This is a genomic window from Novosphingobium sp. ST904, from assembly GCF_001298105.1.
GTDB lineage: Bacteria > Pseudomonadota > Alphaproteobacteria > Sphingomonadales > Sphingomonadaceae > Novosphingobium.
Genome location: NZ_LGJH01000090.1, coordinates 1 through 17400 on the forward strand (window position 1 = coordinate 1; position 17400 = coordinate 17400).

General features: G+C 68.1%; 14 protein-coding genes and 3 pseudogenes. 6 read left to right on the plus strand and 11 right to left on the minus strand.

Going from position 1 to position 17400, the window contains the following annotated elements; genetic code table 11:
- Both ADT71_RS01945 and ADT71_RS01950 read left to right on the plus strand, forming a co-directional pair.
- Positions 1 to 585 (plus strand): annotated as a pseudogene (locus ADT71_RS01945) (AMP-binding protein); the annotation flags it as partial.
- Position 586: 1 nt separating this feature from the next.
- Positions 587 to 1769 (plus strand): annotated as a pseudogene (locus ADT71_RS01950) (acetyl-CoA C-acyltransferase family protein).
- An 85-nt stretch (positions 1770 to 1854) separates the two neighbouring features.
- Here the strand turns inward: ADT71_RS01950 and ADT71_RS01955 are convergent.
- The 6 genes from ADT71_RS01955 to ADT71_RS01980 all read right to left on the minus strand — a co-directional run bounded on the left by ADT71_RS01955 (position 1855) and on the right by ADT71_RS01980 (position 5980).
- Positions 1855 to 2379, minus strand: coding sequence for a Dps family protein (locus ADT71_RS01955; protein WP_054434607.1), 525 nt, complete (start codon positions 2377 to 2379; stop codon positions 1855 to 1857).
- Between the two features lie 178 nt (positions 2380 to 2557).
- Positions 2558 to 2812: a response regulator gene (locus ADT71_RS01960; RefSeq protein ID WP_054434609.1), complete on the minus strand. Its 255-nt coding sequence runs from the start codon at positions 2810 to 2812 to the stop codon at positions 2558 to 2560.
- 189 nt (positions 2813 to 3001) lie between these two features.
- A complete protein-coding gene (locus tag ADT71_RS01965; protein ID WP_054434611.1) occupies positions 3002 to 3655 on the minus strand; it encodes a response regulator transcription factor in 654 nt (217 codons plus the stop codon).
- Positions 3652 to 4716 carry a sensor histidine kinase gene (locus ADT71_RS01970; protein ID WP_369818147.1) on the minus strand — a complete coding sequence of 355 codons (1065 nt, stop codon included), beginning with the start codon at positions 4714 to 4716 and terminating at the stop codon, positions 3652 to 3654. The genes ADT71_RS01965 and ADT71_RS01970 overlap by 4 nt, the downstream gene beginning before the upstream one ends.
- Positions 4626 to 5180: a hypothetical protein gene (locus ADT71_RS32625; RefSeq protein WP_054434614.1), complete on the minus strand. Its 555-nt coding sequence runs from the start codon at positions 5178 to 5180 to the stop codon at positions 4626 to 4628. The genes ADT71_RS01970 and ADT71_RS32625 overlap by 91 nt, the downstream gene beginning before the upstream one ends.
- A 92-nt stretch (positions 5181 to 5272) precedes the next feature.
- Positions 5273 to 5980, minus strand: coding sequence for a sensor histidine kinase (locus ADT71_RS01980; protein ID WP_082370093.1), 708 nt, complete (start codon positions 5978 to 5980; stop codon positions 5273 to 5275).
- A 247-nt stretch (positions 5981 to 6227) separates the two neighbouring features.
- Here ADT71_RS01980 and ADT71_RS01985 point away from each other — a divergent pair, with 247 nt between their 5' ends.
- Positions 6228 to 7880: an FAD-dependent oxidoreductase gene (locus ADT71_RS01985; RefSeq protein WP_369818146.1), complete on the plus strand. Its 1653-nt coding sequence runs from the start codon at positions 6228 to 6230 to the stop codon at positions 7878 to 7880.
- A gap of 18 nt (positions 7881 to 7898) precedes the next feature.
- Positions 7899 to 8201, plus strand: coding sequence for a UBP-type zinc finger domain-containing protein (locus tag ADT71_RS01990; protein ID WP_054434618.1), 303 nt, complete (start codon positions 7899 to 7901; stop codon positions 8199 to 8201).
- Between the two features lie 137 nt (positions 8202 to 8338).
- Here the strand turns inward: ADT71_RS01990 and ADT71_RS01995 are convergent, their stop codons facing one another.
- Both ADT71_RS01995 and ADT71_RS35355 read right to left on the minus strand, forming a co-directional pair.
- On the minus strand, positions 8339 to 9550 hold the full coding sequence (locus tag ADT71_RS01995) for a methyl-accepting chemotaxis protein (RefSeq protein WP_054434620.1): 1212 nt from the start codon (positions 9548 to 9550) through the stop codon (positions 8339 to 8341).
- Positions 9547 to 10053: a cache domain-containing protein gene (locus ADT71_RS35355; protein WP_054434622.1), complete on the minus strand. Its 507-nt coding sequence runs from the start codon at positions 10051 to 10053 to the stop codon at positions 9547 to 9549. The genes ADT71_RS01995 and ADT71_RS35355 overlap by 4 nt, the downstream gene beginning before the upstream one ends.
- Positions 10054 to 10414: 361 nt before the next feature.
- Here ADT71_RS35355 and ADT71_RS02005 point away from each other — a divergent pair.
- Positions 10415 to 13803: pseudogene (locus ADT71_RS02005) on the plus strand (glycosyltransferase).
- 75 nt (positions 13804 to 13878) lie between these two features.
- On the opposite strand, the gene ADT71_RS02010 reads toward ADT71_RS02005, so the two are convergent.
- Genes ADT71_RS02010 through ADT71_RS02020 form a run of 3 tightly spaced genes read right to left on the minus strand, consistent with a single transcriptional unit; the run spans position 13879 to position 16441 of the window.
- The gene (locus tag ADT71_RS02010) at positions 13879 to 15267 is read right to left on the minus strand and encodes a HAMP domain-containing sensor histidine kinase (protein ID WP_054434624.1); all 1389 of its coding nucleotides are present in this window, start codon (positions 15265 to 15267) and stop codon (positions 13879 to 13881) included.
- A complete protein-coding gene (locus ADT71_RS02015; protein ID WP_054434631.1) occupies positions 15264 to 15950 on the minus strand; it encodes a response regulator transcription factor in 687 nt (228 codons plus the stop codon). The genes ADT71_RS02010 and ADT71_RS02015 overlap by 4 nt, the downstream gene beginning before the upstream one ends.
- Positions 15951 to 15967: 17 nt before the next feature.
- Complete coding sequence (locus ADT71_RS02020) at positions 15968 to 16441, minus strand: PDZ domain-containing protein (RefSeq protein ID WP_054434627.1); 474 nt, start codon at positions 16439 to 16441, stop codon at positions 15968 to 15970.
- Between the two features lie 74 nt (positions 16442 to 16515).
- Between ADT71_RS02020 and ADT71_RS02025 the strand changes: the two genes are divergently transcribed.
- The gene (locus ADT71_RS02025; protein ID WP_165913370.1) at positions 16516 to 17355 is read left to right on the plus strand and encodes an AcvB/VirJ family lysyl-phosphatidylglycerol hydrolase; all 840 of its coding nucleotides are present in this window, start codon (positions 16516 to 16518) and stop codon (positions 17353 to 17355) included.
- Positions 17356 to 17400 lie beyond the last annotated feature (45 nt).

The following is a 17400-nucleotide window of genomic DNA, read 5'->3' on the forward strand; positions in this document are numbered from 1 at the left end:
GCCGTGGCGACAACGTCGGCCCGCTGCTGGTACGCGGGCATTGGGTGGCCAGCGGCTACTTCGGCAAGGAGCCCGGCTCCGCGCTCGATGCCGGGGGCTGGCGACAACGTCGGCCCGCTGCTGGTACGCGGGCATTGGGTGGCCAGCGGCTACTTCGGCAAGGAGCCCGGCTCCGCGCTCGATGCCGGGGGCTGGTTCGACAGCGGCGACATCGCCCGGATCGACGGTGACGGCTTCATCCAGATCACCGACCGCGCGAAGGATGTCATCAAGTCCGGTGGGGAATGGATCTCCTCGATCGAGCTCGAGAACGTCGCCGTCGCCCATCCCGCCGTGCGCGAAGCCGCGATCATCGGCGTCCCGCATCCGCGCTGGCAGGAACGGCCGCTGCTGTTGCTCTGCCTCCATGAAGGGGCGAGCGTTAGCCGCGCGGAAATGCTGGCGCACCTGGCCGATCACGTCGCGCGCTGGTGGCTGCCGGACGATGTCGTCTGCGTGGACGAACTGCCGCACACCGGCTCGGGCAAGGTCATGAAGGCCGAACTGCGCCATCAATTCCGCAGCCATCTGGAACAGGCAGGCTGACATGAAGACGATCTACGCGGTATCCGCCGCCCGCACCGCCATCGGCGCCTTCGGCGGCACGCTCAAGGACAGGACGCCCGGCGACCTTGCCGCCCACGTCGGCCGCGCGGCGATCGATCGCGCCGGGATCGCGCCCGAAGCGGTGGGCAACGTGGTGTTCGGCCATGTCATCACCACGCATCCGCGCGACCATTTCGTTGCCCGCATTGCCGGGATCGGCGCCGGCGTGCCGGAAGAAGTGCCCGCGCTGACCGTCAACCGGCTTTGCGGCTCGGGGCTTCAGGCCCTGATAAGCGCCGCGCAGTCCATCATGCTCGGAGACTGCGAACTGGCCCTTGCCGGCGGAACCGAGGTCATGAGCCGTGCGGCGCATTACCTTCCGGACTTGCGCTGGGGCCGCAAGATGGGCGACGCCCGCGTGATCGACGGCCTCAACGGCGCGCTGACCGACCCGTTCCACGACATTCTCATGGGCGTTACCGCGGAAAAACGTCGCACGCCGCTACGGCGTGACGCGTGAGATGCAGGATGCACTGGCACTTCTCAGCCAGCAGCGGGCGGCGCGGGCGATCGCCGAAGGGCGGTTCCGCGAACAGATCGTCCCCGTCGATATCGCCGCCCGCAAGGGCAACGTGCGCTTCGATACCGACGAATACGTTCGCCGTGATGCGCAGCCGGACGATTTCTCGAAGCTGCGTCCCGTCTTCGCGGAAACGGAAGGCACCGTCACCGCCGGAAATGCCTCGGGCATCAACGACGGCGCCGCCGCACTGGTGCTGGCAAGCGAACAAGCGCTCAGCGATCATGGGCTCACCCCGCTGGCCCGTCTCGTTTCCTACGGCCATGCCGGGGTTTCGCCGGAATACATGGGCATCGGCCCGGTTCCGGCGACCCGCAATGCCCTTGCCCGCGCGGGCCTGACCCTCGCCGATCTCGACGTGATCGAAGCCAACGAGGCATTCGCCGCGCAGGCCTGCGCGGTGACGCAGGAACTGGGGCTCGATCCCGAACGGGTGAACCCCAACGGCAGCGGCATCGCGCTGGGCCATCCGGTTGGCGCCACCGGCGCCATCATAACCGCCAAGCTCCTCTACGAACTGCGCCGCAGCGGCGGCCGCTACGGTCTTACCACCATGTGCATCGGCGGAGGACAGGGCATTGCGGCGATCTGGGAGCGTATCTGAGATATCCTTCCCAAACCGATGAAATAACACGGCATTGCAGGCATGGAACGTTCCCATGCCCGCAATGCCGCATGGGAAGATGGCCTCAGACGCGGCCGGTGCGGCAGCTTTCGTAAAGGAACCACGCGCGGCGCTCGGTCTCGTCGATCCAGACATCGATCAGGCTGGCGCTGGCGATATCGCCATATTCATCGCAAAGCGCGTGAACGGCGCGCATCTCAGCCACGAGCTGCTTGTTGTCGCCATGGAGTTCCGCCAGCATGTCCAGCGGATCGACATAGTCGGCATTGTTGTCGAGCAGGCGCTGGTGGCCGGAAATGTCGGAGATCGAACGGATCGTGGTGCCGCCCAGCTTGCGCGCGCGCTCGGCAATGGGGTCCGTCATCGCGAAGATCTGGTCGCCCTGCTCGTCGAGCAGAAGGTGATAATCGCGGAAATTGGGACCGCTCATGTGCCAGTGGAAGTTCTTGGTCTTGAGATAGAGCGCAAAGACATCCGCCAGCAGTGCCTTGAGCCCGCCGGAGATATCGCGCGTCGCATCGGCGCCAAGGTCGGTGGGCGTACCCAGGCGGCGCTGGGCGGGTGTGACGAGGGTGTGCGGGTCGGACATGGGAGAGGCTCCTTCTGACGTGGCGGCGTCGGATGCCGCCATCCGGTCACCCAGATAGGCCCTGCACGGCGCCTGAGCCAGCCACACCTAGGTATGGCCCGATGCCGGCATGGTACTGGCGGTATGGTCCGGTATCAGGCGAGCACCGCCTCGATCGCCGCCAGCAGCGCATCGGGGTCTATCGGCTTGGTGAGAAAGGCCGCCGCACCACCAGCCTCTGCCTGCGCGCGCGCGGCGGGGGTGGGATGAGGCGGTCGATCAGGATCACCGGCTGCGTCCAGCCCTGCCGGGCCAGCTCGGACTGGAGTTCGAGCCCGGTCATCTCCGGCATGTGCAGGTCGGTGACCACGCAGGCGATCCGGGCGCGCAGGCCGCTTGCCAGCAGGCCAGCCGCGCGGTCGAAACCCAGGCCGACCATTCCCGCCGAACGCATCAGGCTGTCGAGGCTGCCCCCGAACCCCCGCCGTCGTCGTCGACGATGGCCACGATCGGGGGGGAGGCGGATGGATCGGGAAACGGGGCGACCAATGTTATCTCCGGCGTCTTCGGGCGGGGCCTTGCCCTCGCCCTGCTGGTCCCCCCTAGCCCAGTTGGCCCGGCGCGAGCACGCCCGCCATCATACTCAGGTGTTATAGCGATGGATGGATTCGTCCCGCACGCCCAGCATCTCGGCCATGCGCACCAGATCGGCGAGCGATTGCGCCGCCATCTTGCGCATCACGTTTCCGCGATGGATCTTCACCGTGATCTCGGACAGGTCGAGCCGGGCGGCAACCTGCTTGTTCATCAGCCCGGTCACCACCAGCGCCATGACTTCGCGTTCGCGCGGCGTCAGGCTCTCGTAGGTTCCGCGCAGGAGCGTGCGGCCCTCCAGTTCGGCGCGGCGTGCGCGGTCGGAATCCAGCGCCGCCTCCACTGCCTCCAGCAATTGCCCATCCTCGAAGGGCTTGGGCAGGAAATCTATCGCGCCCGCCCGCATGGCCCGAACGGTCATCGGAATGTCGCCGTGCCCGGTGATGAGGATCACCGGGATCGCCAGCCCCTCCGCCGCGAGCCGCTCCTGGAAATCGAGCCCGCTTTCGCCCGGCAGGCGGATGTCGAGCACGAGACAGCTCGCCACCTCGGGGCGGCGGGCTGCCAGGAACTGTGCCGTGGAGGCGAACAGCGCGACCTCGAACCCGCTTGCCCGCAGCAGGCTGCCGATGCTGCCGCGCACTTCGGCATCGTCGTCCAGCACGCAGACCAGCGCGGCCGTTTCGCTTCCGTTACCCGTCATGCCGGCACGATCTCCATTTCGATCCTCGCGGGAAGGCGCAAGCGGAACGTCGCGCCGCCTTGCGCATTGTTGGCGGCGGTCAGCGTGCCGCCATGCTGTTCGGCGATGGAACGGCAGATCGCCAGCCCCATGCCCATGCCTTCACCCTTGGTGGTGAAGAACGGCCGGAACAGAGCTTCCGGATCGCCCTCGATCCCGGTGCCGCAATCGGCGATCTCGACCGTAACCCCGCCCTGCCCGTCCGGCGAGGCGCGAACCGCCAGCGCGCGCCGTTCGGGCGCTAGCGGTCCCATCGCCTGTTCCGCGTTGAGCATGAGGTTCATCAGCACCTGCTGCAACTGCACCCGGTCTCCCAGCAGCTCGGGCAGACCCGGCGCCAGCACGACGTCAAGCGCGACGCCCTTGGCCTGGAAATCGCGCCGCAGCAGGGCAGCCGTCTCCTCCACGAGCGGAGGAAGCGCGATGCCTTCGCGCTTGGGATCGGCCTTGCGGGCGAGTTCGCGGATGCGGGCGATGACATCGGCGGCGCGGGTGCCGTTGCTCGTGATATGGTCGAGACAGTCGGATACTTCGGCGGCGGAGGGCGCCTCGCGCTCCAGCCAGCGCTTGCCAGAGCGGGCATATGTGATGATCGCCGAAAGCGGCTGGTTGACTTCATGCGCGATAGACGCGGCAAGCTGGCCCAGCGTCGTCACCCGCGACATGTGTGTCAGCTCCGCCTGAGACTGGGCGAGCCGCGCCTGGGCGCGGTTGCGCTCGGTCACGTCGAGCGCCATGACCAGCACGCGCTTCCACCCGCCGTGATCGGGCGGCAGCGATACTTGCAGCAGCACGTCGATCACCTCGCCCGCGCGGGTGACGAAGCGGGTCTCCTCCTCGATCGATTCCGCGCCGTCCAGCAAGCCCGAATAGATGCGCGACAGGGACTCGAAAGCCGCCGCGGTCGCGAATTCGCCGATGGTGCCGCCGATCAGTTCGGCCCGGTCCGCCAGCCCGAACAGCCGCGCCGCGGCATGATTGGCGTTGCGCACGCGCGCGGAACCGAAGGCCATGTCGACCATGCCGTCTTCGATATCAGAGCCTTGCAGCGCGCCGAACAGGCGATAGCGCCCGACCAGTCGGATTCCCATATCGGAAAGCCCGCCGCCGAGAAGATCGTGCGATAGCGGGCATCGGATCGTTCCCGCTCCGCCCCTTCGGCAAGCTGGCGCAGGAACAGGACGGTAGTGACCAGAAGCGCCACGAGGCTCACCGCAAGCCGCATCGCGGGCGAACCCATCGGCGCGCTCCAGTGCGAGACGCAGTAACCCGCGAATGCGAGCACCGCGCAGAATACCGCCGCGAACAGCACCAGTTCGCGCGACTGCGTGCGGCCCACCAGCACCACCACCGTGGTATAGAGCACCGCGACCGCACCCTGGAACGGGCTCAGCACGTCAAGCGCAAAGATCCCCAGCGCCAGAAGAGCGGCCGATAACGCATAGATCTTGCTGACCAAACTTCTTGCCTCGGCATCGCCGTGCATCGCCGCCTCCTGCCAGGAACCGTACCGGGGCCTGACGGGGAACGTGCCGGGGAGTTTTCCGGGGCGCAACCACAACCTTCGGTTAGGTCCGCTCATGCCAGCGGGACGGCGAGGACCACGCGGGTACCGGGGCGGGCATCCTCCCAGACCAGCGCCGCGCCGATCCGCGCAGCCAGCATCGCGATCAGCCGGGCGCCGAAACCGGCGGAAGGCAGCGCGCCGCCATGCCCCGCGCCGTCGTCCTCCACCGTCAGCCTCAGGGCATGGGGTCCTGCGAGGCTCAGGCCGATCCGCACCTCGCCGGCCGCTTGCGCGGCATAGGCGTACTTGCAGGCATTGAGCACGCATTCCGATGCGATGAGCCCCATCGCCGCCGCGAGCCGGGCGGGCACCAGAACAGCATCCGAACGGACCCGCAACCGCCGCCCGGCTGCCGCGTCGCAGCACCCTGCCTCTATCTGCCGCGCCAGCGTGCGGAGATAGCCGCCGATATCGACCACTGCCGAAGCCGCCCCAGCCCCAGCCCCAGCCCCTGCCGTCCGCGTAAGCTGACGGTGGACCCCGGCGATCGCGCCGATCCGCCCCAGCATCCGGTCCAGTGCAAGCCCGGCTGCAGGATCGGAAACCTCGCGCTTTTCCGCAGCGATCATCGCCATGAGAAGCTGGAGATTGTTGGCGATGCGGTGATCGCTTTCCTCGGCTGCCAGTGCGGCTTCCGGCCAGGCTTCCCCGCTTCCGGGCAGCGGCACGGCATGGCGGGCAGGACCTTCCCGGTTCGGCGTGCGTTCAGCCATCGGCATCGGGTTTTCCTCCTGGGCTGGCCGCTCGGGCCGGTTGGGATGAGGACTTTTCGCCGCACGGCCCGCGTCTGGCCATCATACGCAGGTTTGGGGGGCTTAGGGGCTTAGGGGCTTAGGCGGTTTGGGGCTTGGGTTCGGGCCCTTAAACCTGCGTATGATGGCGCGGGATGCCGCCCGGCCCGATAACCATCGGTACACGGCGGCGCAGCCCGTCCGACCATGTCCAGATTTCGCCTTGGAGACCGGCATGAGCACGATCGAAACCCGCGAATACCAGATGTTCCCCGTGCTCGCCCCCGCCGAGATCGCGCTTGCCCGCCGCTTCGCCAGCGGCCCGGAGCGGCGTTTCGAGCCGGGCGAGACCGTATATGCCATCGGCGACCGCGAAGCGCCGACCTGGCTGGTGGTCAGGGGTCAGATCGAGGTGCTGCGCCGCGACGGGCTCAATCTCGACGGTTCCGGGCGCGAGGTCCACCTTACCACGCACGGCCCCGGCCAGTTCACCGGCGAGATCAACCAGCTTGCGGGTCGTCCCTCGATCGCGGGCGGCCGGGCGGGCCCCGAAGGCTGCACCGCCCTGCCCATCGATGCCGCGCACTTGCGGGCACTGATGATCGGCTCGGCCGAACTGGGCGAGAAGGTCATGCGGGCGCTGATCCTGCGCCGTGTCGGCCTGATCGAGGAGGGCGGAGCGGGCACCATCCTGATCGGCGTGCCGGGCAGCCCGGACGTGGTGCGCCTGCAGGAATTCCTGCGCCGCAGCGGTTATCCTTTCCTCGTGCTCGACGTGAGCGCCGATGCCGAAGGCAAGGCCATGGTGGAGCGGCTGGGCGTGGCGCCCGCCGAATACCCGCTCGTCGTCTGTCCGACCGGGCCGCTGCTGCGCCGCCCCCGGAACGAGGAGCTGGCCGCCTGCCTGGGGCTCACCTCCCATATCGATCCCGAGACCGTCCATGATGTGGCCATCGTCGGCGCGGGGCCGGCCGGGCTGGCGGCGGCGGTCTATGCCGCGTCCGAGGGGCTGTCGGTGGTGGTGCTCGATGCGCGTTCGATGGGCGGGCAGGCAGGCGCCTCCGCCCGGATCGAGAATTACCTCGGCTTTCCCACCGGCATCTCCGGGCAGGCGCTGGCCGGGCGCGCCTTCAACCAGGCGCTCAAGTTCGGTGCCAAGATCGCCATCCCCGTCGCGGTGGAGAAGCTGGAACGCCGGGACGGACACTTGCAGCTCGCCCTTGCCGGGGCGCGAAAGGTGCAGGCGCGAACCGTGGTCATAGCTTCCGGCGCGAAATACCGCCGCCCCGCCATCGCCGGGCTGGAGCGTTACGAGGGTTCGGGCGTGTTCTACTGGGTTTCGCCGATCGAGGCGCGGCTCTGCGCCGGAGAGGAAGTCGCCCTGGTGGGCGGGGGCAATTCGGCCGGGCAGGCGGTGGTGTTCCTGGCCCCGCAGGTCAGGCGGCTTCACCTGATCGTCCGGCGGGAACTGGCCGAAACGATGTCCCGCTATCTGGTGGACCGCATTGCCGAACTGCCCAATGTCGAGGTCCATGTCGCCGCCGAAGTGGTCATGCTGGAGGGCGACGAGACGGGCCTGCTGTCCGGCGTCGAGATAAGGCACAATGCCGACGGTTCGCTGCACCACCGGGCGCTGCGCCACCTGTTCCTGTTCATCGGCGCATCCCAATTCCGACTGGCTGCCCGGCGAGGTCGAAACCGACGGCAAGGGCTTCGTGCTGACCGGCCAGGGAGACCGGGGGGCGCAACCGCTCGAAACGGGAATGCCCGGCGTATTTGCCATTGGCGACGTGCGCGCCGGCTCCACCAAGCGCGTGGCTGCCGCGGTAGGCGAAGGCGCGGCGGTCGTGGCTCAGATCCATGCCACGTTCAGCCAGGAACTTGCTGAAAAGACGGAGAAAGCATCATGACCGGCTGTTCGCATAGCATGACGATCAACACCGTGACGCCAAGCGCGAAAGGCTGCGAGGAATGCCTGCGGATCGGCAGCCCCTGGGTTCACTTGCGGCTGTGCCGAAGCTGCGGACACGTCGGCTGCTGCGACGATTCTCCGCACCGCCATGCCCGCGCCCATTTCCGCGAAACGCATCACCCGATCATCGAGGGCTACGATCCACCCGAAGGCTGGGGCTGGTGCTATGTCGACGATATCGAAATCGACCTGCCCGACCAGACACCGCAATGGGGCCCGATACCGCGCTTCTATTAGAAACGCGGTATCGGAACGGTGCTTATCCTCCCCCGAAGCGCCGTTCCGCCTCAGCCGGGCAGTGGAGGCGATATCCCTCCCCCGACCCTCGCAGCCGCTGCCCGGCGCTTCTTTGTCATATCCGGCGTCTCGCCCGATCAGGCGACCTTGAACTGCGAGGCATGGGCGGTCAGCCGGTCCACCTCGTCGGTCAGGCTGCGGGCTGCGGCGGAGGCCTGCTCCACCATGGCCGCGTTCTGCTGCGTGGCGATATTCATGGCGCCGATGGCGGCGGTAATCTCGCTGACCGACGTGGCGGAAGCGCGGTTGCCGGCCGCCATCCCGCCCAGGAGCTGATGGACCTGGCCGACATCGCCCGCGATATTCTCGAAGGCGCCGTCCACCCGTTCCACCGCGCCCACGGCGGTAACGATCTCCGCCTGGGTAACGGTAAGTTGCTCGCGCGCGCTGCGGGCCTCTTCCTCGGAACGCATGGCCAGCGCCGAGACGAGATCGGCCACGACCGCGAAACCGCGCCCTGCCTCCCCGGCACGGCCCGCCTCGACGGCGGCATTCATGGCAAGGACGCGGGTCTGGAAGGCGATCTTGTCGAGCCCTTCGATGACGCTGTCGATGTTGGTGGCGCTTTCGGCCACGCGGCGCATCGCGCCCACCGCTTCGGCGGCAACGTCACGGCCGCCGCCGACCGTGGCGATCGCCTCGTCCGCGCGGGCAACGGTCTGGCTTGCGGCATTGGCGCCCGCCTTGAGCCTATTGTCGATTTCGGCCAGCGCGGCGGAACTCTGTTCGAGGCTGGCTGCGCTGGCCTCGGTCCGGCGGGCGAGATCCTCGGAAGCCTGCGCGATCTCGAACGAGCCGCCCCGGATCGCCGCCGTGCTGGCGCTGGCCGCGCCGATCAGGCCGCGCAGTTCCGAAAGCGCGGCATTGTAGTTGCGGCGCAGCTCCTCGTAGCCGTCGGGGAAGGCGCGGGCGATTTCCGCGGTGAGATCGCCCGAGGAAAGCTCCGCAAGGCTCGAAGCCAGCGTCTGGACGACCTGGCGCTGCTGCGCGTCCGCCGCTTCCTTGGCAATCGCCGCATCGCGGAACACCACGAGGGCGCGGGCGATCCCGCCGATCTCGTCAGGCCGGTCCGTTCCGGTGATCTCGATGTCGAGCTGGCCTTCCGCCAGATGTCCCATCGCCGCTTCCGCCGTTTCGAGCGGCGCGAAGAGCTTGCGCGCACCGCGCATGTAGCCGGCGGCCGCCAGCGCGGTCACCAGGACGGCAACCAGCAGGATATTCCAGCCCAGGCTGTTCACATGGGCATAGAATTCGTCGGCGGACACGCCCACGAACAGGATGCCGATCACTTTGCCGACCGGTCCTTGATCGGATCGTAGGCCGCGAAATAGCGCTTGCCGAGGATTTCGGTCTCACCGCGATAGGGCTTGCCGGCGTCCAGCACCTCGTCGTGCACCGGACCTGCGGCCAGACGGCTGCCAAGCGCGCGGCCGCCCTGCTCGTTCAGGACATTGGTGGCGACGCGCGTGTCGCCCATGAAGATCGTGGCGGTGCCGCCGACCAGTTCCTTCATGCGGTCCACCGCTGCGTTGTTGTCGTTAAGCACGACCTCGCCGGCGTAGAGCCTGCCTTCGCGCAGGCTGTTGTCCAGCCCGTTCTGGCGGAGCACGGACCAGGCCACGCGCATGTTGGTATCCAGCCGTTCGGTGCCTTGCTCGCGCGCGCTGCTCACGAGCAGGAACCGGGTGCCGAGGAAGATCGCGGCCGACAGCAGGACAAGCGCGGCGACGGCCATCAGGGTGACCTTGGCCGAAAGATGTTGTCTGTTCAGGAATTCACGAAAACGTGTCATGACGAATTCTCTGCTGGGGGGAAGAAGAGAGCGGACATCGCATTCGAATGGAGCTGATCTTCCACGCGAAACCGCGATTGCAATCGTTATAGGACGGCTGTCCGGCTTCAGGACTCCAGCCCGCCATTTTCCGCCGAAAATCGTTTGAACCGGCTCCGGCATCAATTCGGAAACATGAATCTTTTGTAACCTGGCCTCCACGCGGGCTCCATGCCCGCCGGGTTAGAAAGGCCGTGCGGTCCGGGAACCGTTTGTGACATTCGCACCCTCGTCATTGCCTCTGGTTCCCGGCCCGCACCCCCAAATACCAAATACTCCGGGCGGCGCCCCCCGCGCCGCCCGGATCTTTGCGAGAAACGCAGTGGCAGCACCCGTCTTCTTCGATCCCACCGGCAACCGGCGCGTCCGGGTTCGCCGCATGGGTCTTTTCCTGTTGCTCGTGGCTCTCGCGGCCTGCGCGATCTTCGCGACGACCGTTGCCAGCGTTCCCGCCCCGCCGCCGCTGCCGATCGCCTACGAGCACGCCTCGCCGCTGCCCTTCCGCGCGCAGATCGGGCACCTGACCCGCCGCGCCCGCAAGTTCCTGTTCGGAAAGGCCACCGTGCCGGCGCCCACCCCGGGCGCCAAGCCGATCACCGTCGGCTTCTACACGCCGTGGAGCGATGACAGCGCCACCTCGCTCGAGCGCCATATCGACCGGCTGGACTGGATCGCCCCGGCCACGCTCTCGGTCGACGGGACCGGCGCGCTCAAGATCGAGGACGACGCCCGCCTCGCGCATATCCTCGCCACCGCGCTGCACCGCCCGCTGGTGGTTCCGGTGCTGCAGAACACCCTCGACGGCGAGTGGCAGGGCGATGCCGCCGCCGCCCAGCTCGCCTCGCCCAGCCGCCGCCATGCACTGGAAGCGCAGGTTTCCGCCTATCTAGACAAGACCGGCTACGCCGCGTCATGGTCGACTTCGAGACCATGCCCGCCGCCAGCCTGCCGAACCTGCGCCTGTTCCTTGGCGAGCTGCGCGCGCAGCTGGCGCCCCGGCACCGCATCGTCTCCGTCACCATGCCGATCGACAATCCCGAATGGTCGCCCCGCGCCTTCGCGCAAGTTGCCGACCGGCTGGTGCTGATGGCCTATGACGAACACTGGCAAGGCGGCACCCCCGGCCCGATCGCCTCCAACCCGTGGTTCGCGCAGAAAGTCGCCCATGCACTGGCCGGGCTGCCGCGCGGCAAGGCGATCATCGCGCTGGGCGAGTACGCCTACAACTGGCACGACGGCAAGGCGGACAGCATGACTGTCGAGGAAGCGTGGCTCGACGCGCACGACAGCACCACCGCGCCCCAGTTCGACGCGATGAGCGGCAATGCTGGCTATTCCTACGACGATGCCCAAAGCGACGGGGATCACCGCCACGACGTCTGGATGCTCGACGCCGCCGCGACGTGGAGCCAGATGAAGATCCTCTCGCGCCTTGGCGTGGGCGACATCGCGCTCTGGCGGCTCGGCTCGGAGGACCCCGGCTTCTGGAACACCGTGAAGGCGTGGCGCACGCACAGCCTGCCCAACCTCGCTCACCTCGTGCAGGCCGCCAATGTCGATGTGGAAGGCCAGGGCGAGATCCTCGACGTGACCGCCACCCCGCAGGACGGCAGCCGTGCCGTCACCTTCGACAAGACCACCGGGATGGTCTCCTCGGAGCGCTATGTCCGGCTTCCCACGCCCTATGTCGTCCACCGCACCGGCGCGCTGCCCAGGAAGCTCGCGCTGACGTTCGACGATGGCCCGGACCCTACCTGGACCCCGCGCATCCTCTCGATCCTGGAACAGTACCACGTTCCCGGCACCTTCTTCATGGTTGGCGAGAACGCGCTGACCAATCGCGACCTCGTCAAGCGCATCGCCGACGATGGCGACGAGATCGGCAATCACAGCTACACGCACCCCAACATGGCCGAGGAAGCCGCCACCGGGATCGGCCTCGAACTCAACGCCACGCAGCGCCTGATCGAGGCCACCACCGGCCATTCGATCCGCCTGTTCCGCGCGCCCTATTTCGGGGATGCCGAGCCCACCACGGCAGACGAACTCGTCCCTGCCGCCATCGCGCGCCAGCACGGCTATACCGTCGTCGGCCTGCACGTCGATCCGGACGACTGGAAGCGCCCCGGCGTCCAGCACATCATCGACAGCACCATCCAGCAGGTGGAATCGGCCTCGCCCGACCGCTCGGAGAACGTGATCCTGCTGCACGACGGCGGCGGCGACCGTTCGCAGACCGTGGCGGCGCTTCCCGTCATCATCGAGCGCCTGAAGCAGGACGGCTACACGTTCGTCCCCGTCTCGACGCTCGCCGGTCTCTCGCACGACGCGGTGATGCCCAAGGTGGACGGCGTGGACCTCTTCGCCGTGCGCGCCGACGTGGCCCTGTTCGGGGCGCTGGCGGCCATTCTCGTGGCGCTGAACTGGACCTTCTTCTTCGCGATCTCGCTCGGCGTGCTGCGTTCCGTCGGCCTCGCCTCGCTGGCCAGCCTGCTGCGCCGCCCGCAGCCGATGGACGCGCCGGAAGACACCTGCGCGCCGCTCGTCACCGTGATCATCCCCGCCTACAACGAGGAGCGCGTGATCGAATCCTCGATCCGGCGCGTGCTCGAAAGCGACTACCGGCAGCTCCAGATCATCGTCGCCGACGACGGATCGAAGGACCGCACCAGCGCCATCGTTGCCGAAGCCTTTGCCGGCGATGCCCATGTCGAACTGCTCACCCTCGTCAACGGCGGCAAGGCGGCCGCGCTCAACCGCGCGCTCAGGGATGCGCGCGGCAGCGTGATCGTGGCGCTCGATGCCGATACCCAGTTCGAACGCGAGACGATCTCGCGCCTCGTGCGCTGGTTCGCCGATCCCGCCATCGGCGCGGTGGCGGGCAATGCCAAGGTCGGCAACCGCGTCAACCTCGTCACCCGCTGGCAGGGCGTGGAATACGTCACCGCGCAGAACCTCGAAAGGCGCGCGCTGACCCGGCTCGATGCGATCATGGTCGTGCCGGGCGCTGTCGGCGCGTGGCGGCGCGAGGCGCTGGACGATGTCGGCGGCTATCCCGAAGACACCCTGGCCGAGGACCAGGACCTCACCATCGCCATCCAGCGCAAGGGCTGGAAGATCGCCTACGACGAGGACGCCGTGGCATGGACCGAAGCGCCGGAAAGCTTCAAGGCCCTGTCAAGACAGCGTTTCCGCTGGTCTTTCGGGACGCTCCAGTGCCTGTGGAAGCATCGCGGCACGCTCAGGAAGGGCCGTCCCTCCGGCCTCGCCTTCATCGGCATGCCGCAGGCCTGGCTGTTCCAGATCGTCTTCGCGGTGATCTCGCCGGCGATCGACCTCGCCCTGCTGATCTCGATCGCCGGCACCGCCCTTCGCGTTTCCCAGCACGGCTGGGCCCAGACCCAGACCGACGTGCTGCGCATGGGCGCCTACTGGCTGGCCTTCACGCTGGTGGACCTCGCCTGCGGCTGGATCGCCTATCGCCTCGACACCCGCCGCGAGCGGTTCCGCCCGCTGCTGCTGCTGGCCCAGCGCTTCGTCTATCGCCAGCTCATGTACAGCGTGGTGATCCGCGCGGTGGGCGCGGCATTCGCGGGCAAGGGCATCGGCTGGGGCAAGCTGGAACGGACCGGCCGCGTCAACGCCAGCCCTGCGGCAACCACCGCTTCGCCTGCGGTGGCAGCGCAGCCGGAACTGGAAGCGGTGCCATAATCCCTGCCTGATCCCGCGTTGGGAAACAGGCCCATCAGCCGGCGGAAGGATCGGTGGGTTACCGGCTGTCCGCCGTCACTCCCTGGCCCCCAGCAACAGCCGCACTTCAAGCCCGCCCCCCGGCGCATCGGCCAGTTCCACGAGGCCGTCGTGCAGTTTCGCCACCGCTTCCACCAGCGCAAGGCCGAGGCCCGATCCCGCCACGGAGCGGGTGGGATCAAGGCGGCCGAAGCGCTGGAGCGCGGCCTCGCGCTGAGCTTCGGGGATGCCCGGCCCATCGTCGCGAACGCCGAGCACCACTTGCCCCTCGGACTTGCCCGCGAACAGCGTGATCGCGCTGCCGCCGCCGGCGTACTTCACCGCATTGTCGATGAGATTGCCCAGCGCCTGCCCCATCAGTTCGCGGTGGAGCAGCACCGAAAGGCCCTCCGGCGCCTCGGCGGCGAGCGTGAAACCCTCCTCCTCGGCATAAGGTTCGTAAAGCGCGGCGAGGTCTTCGAGGAAGCCGTCAAGTGCCGCTTCCTCGAACCGTTCGCGGCCGATCCCTGCTTCCGCGCGGCCGATCTGAAGCGCGGTGGCAAGGATGCGCGTCAGCGTATCGGCCTCGGCCAGCGCGCGGTTCATCGCCGCCTCTGCCGCGGGATCGCTTGCCTCCAGCGCGGCCTGTTCCAGCGCCGAGCGCAGCCGGGTGACGGGTGAGCGCAAGTCGTGCGCCAGCCCTTCCGCCACCACGCGCAGTTCGCCCACCAGCGTCTCGATCCGCGCCAGCATCGCGTTGATCTCTCCCGCCAGTTCGTCGAAAGCATCGCCCGAACCGTCGAGCGCGACCCGCGCGTCGAAAGCGCCGCTGCCCACCCGGTGCGCGGTCTGCGCCATGTCGTGGACGCGCTGGCCCACCAGCCGCGAGGTCAGCACCGCCACCAGCATCGCCAGCGGCAGGGCAAGGAACAACGCCGCCACCAGCGCCTGCTCGAAACTGTGCTGGAGCTTGAGGTCGCGCCCGATCTCGATCCCGGCCAGCAGGGTGGCCCCGTCCGGCAGCCGCGTCTCGGACAACGCCATGTGCTGGGGCTGGGTGCTGTCGCTGCGGTAGAGCACCGTCTCGAACAGGCCGCCCGCAGCGGGATCGGGCGGCGGGAGCGCCGAGAGGTTTCCGGCAAGGCTGCGGCCCTGCGCATCGGCAAGGAGAAGCACCGGCGCGCGGCGTCCTTCGCTGCCCAGCCTCCGTTCGATATTGGCTGCCAGCGCCGTGACGCCGCCGTCCTGGTAAGTGTCCAGCAGGTCGTCGCGCAGTTCCTCGACCAGCGCCTGCTGTTCGTCGCGCACGCTCTGCTGTCCCGCGATCCACACGAACGACAGCACGCCTCCGGTCGCAACGAGCTGGAAGAGGACCACCGGAACGAACAGCCGGAAGGTGGTGGAGCGCAGGAACGGCCGCAGGCGCTTGCCCAGCCGCGCCCTCAAGCGGCGGTGCCCAGCCGGTAGCCCGCCCCGCGCACGGTGTGCAGCAGCGGCGCGGCCCCCGCCTCGTCGAGCTTGCGGCGCAGGCGGCTGACATGGACGTCGATGACATTGGTGCCGGGATCGAAATGATAGTCCCACACCGCCTCAAGCAGCATGGTGCGCGTGACCACTTCGTCGACATGGCGCAGGAAGTATTCGAGCAGGCGGAATTCGCGTGGCTGCAGGTCCACCGCGCGGCTGCCGCGCTTCACCTTGCGCGCCAGCAGGTCCATCTCGAGGTCGCCGCAGGTCAGCCGCGTCTCCACCGCCGCCTGCCCGGCGCCCCGCTTGACCAGCAGCCGCACCCGGGCGAGCAGCTCGGCGAAGGCGAAGGGCTTGGTGAGATAATCGTCGGCCCCCGATGTCAGCCCGGCCACCCTGTCCTCAGTCGATCCCAGCGCCGAAAGCACGATCACCGGCGTTTCTATGCCGCCCGCGCGCAAGGCGCCAAGCACGGACATGCCGTCCATCTGTGGGATCATCCGGTCCAGCACGATGGCATCGTAAGTGCCGTCGCTCGCAAGGAACAGCGCATCGCGCCCGTTGCCCGCCCTATCCACCACGAAGCCTTCCTCCGCCATGCCCTTGGCGATGTACGTGGCCGTGGCATCGTCATCCTCGACGACCAGCAGCTTGTGACCCATGTTCTCGTCCGGCCCCTTCACGCCTCGTGGATCACGTCCTGACCGTCACGGAGCCTTGCGGCCCTGCTCGCCGGCGAGTCGATCATCCGAACCGCGCCCTGACGCACCACTTTGAGATGCATAGGGCGTGGACCCTGCGCAGACAACTCTTCCGCCAGCGCCTGAAGGGATTCGGTATGCTGGCCGTCCGCGCTCTCGATCCAGTCGCCCACGGTGAGCCCTGCGCGCTCGGCGTTGCCGCGTGCGCGAACGCTGGTGACGACGAGGCCCGGCTGCGGGCCGGGAACCGGGTCCGCGGTGAAATCCAGCACCCGCCGCCAGGCCTCGCCCGGCTGCGCCACCGGACCGTGCGGCATGGTGTGCCCGAGCAGGCCGAAATGCCGCTGCGCCCAGATATCCCCCCAGGTAAGCGCGCCCGTCACCGCGAGCAGCGCGCCCAGCATCGGCAGCAGGTTTATGATCCGGCTCCTGTTCCCGCTCGTCTCGGTCATGCGCAATGGTCCTGCGAGCAGGCGTTCGGCCGGGGAGAAGGGGGCGAAATGGGCATGCCTTGGAACGGTCCTCGATGCCAGTTCGCGACTGGCCGCAGTCTGCACCCTTGCCCGGCACTATCGCAGCAGCGCTGCGCGAAGTCACATTAAGGAAAGTCCATGTTTGCTCCACCCTGCGGCAAGGTCGGCAGGCGCAGACCGGCACCATGACCAGGGTAGCAACACGCAGGCGCCGGCGCTGGATCGGGCCGCTCATCACGGGAATCGTCGTTTTCGCGGTGCTTCTCGGCGCCGTGTTCGGGTGGCTCGGCGCCTGGAACGCGAGCCCCTTCACCGATCTGCCCGGTAAGACAGGGTCAGGCACGCGCGCGCAGGGCTATGCCGCCGTCGTCCTGTCGGGCGACATGGGCCCGCGTACCGGGCTCGGCGGTGAAATCGCCGAACGCCTCGCAAGCCATGGCGTCGCAACCGTGGCCGTCAATTCGCTCAACTACTTCAAGGTGCGCCGCACGCCGGAGCAGGTCACGGCCCTGCTGTCGGACGCGATCCGGCGGGCCATGGCGCTGGGCCATGTCGGCCGCGTGGTCGTGCTGGGCCAGTCGTTCGGGTCGGACATGGTCCATGTCGGCCTCGAACACCTCTCGCCCGACATGCGCCGCCATGTCGCGCTGGTCGTGCTGACGGTGCCCACGCAAACGGTGTTCCTGCGCGTCTCGCCGCTGGAATGGCTCGACCGTACCCCGCCCGATGCCCCCGCCATCGCCAGCGCCCGCAAGCTCGACTGGCTGCCGGTGGTGTGCATCCATGGCCAGGATGAGGCCGACAGCCTCTGCCCCCTGCTTGGCCCAGTCGGCCCGAAGCTGCGATTTTGGTCATCTTGGAGAACACGTCGGGAACGGGCTGGTTGTTGTTGACGATCGCCCATGCGAGGAACGACGTTCCGCTCCGATAAGGGAGCG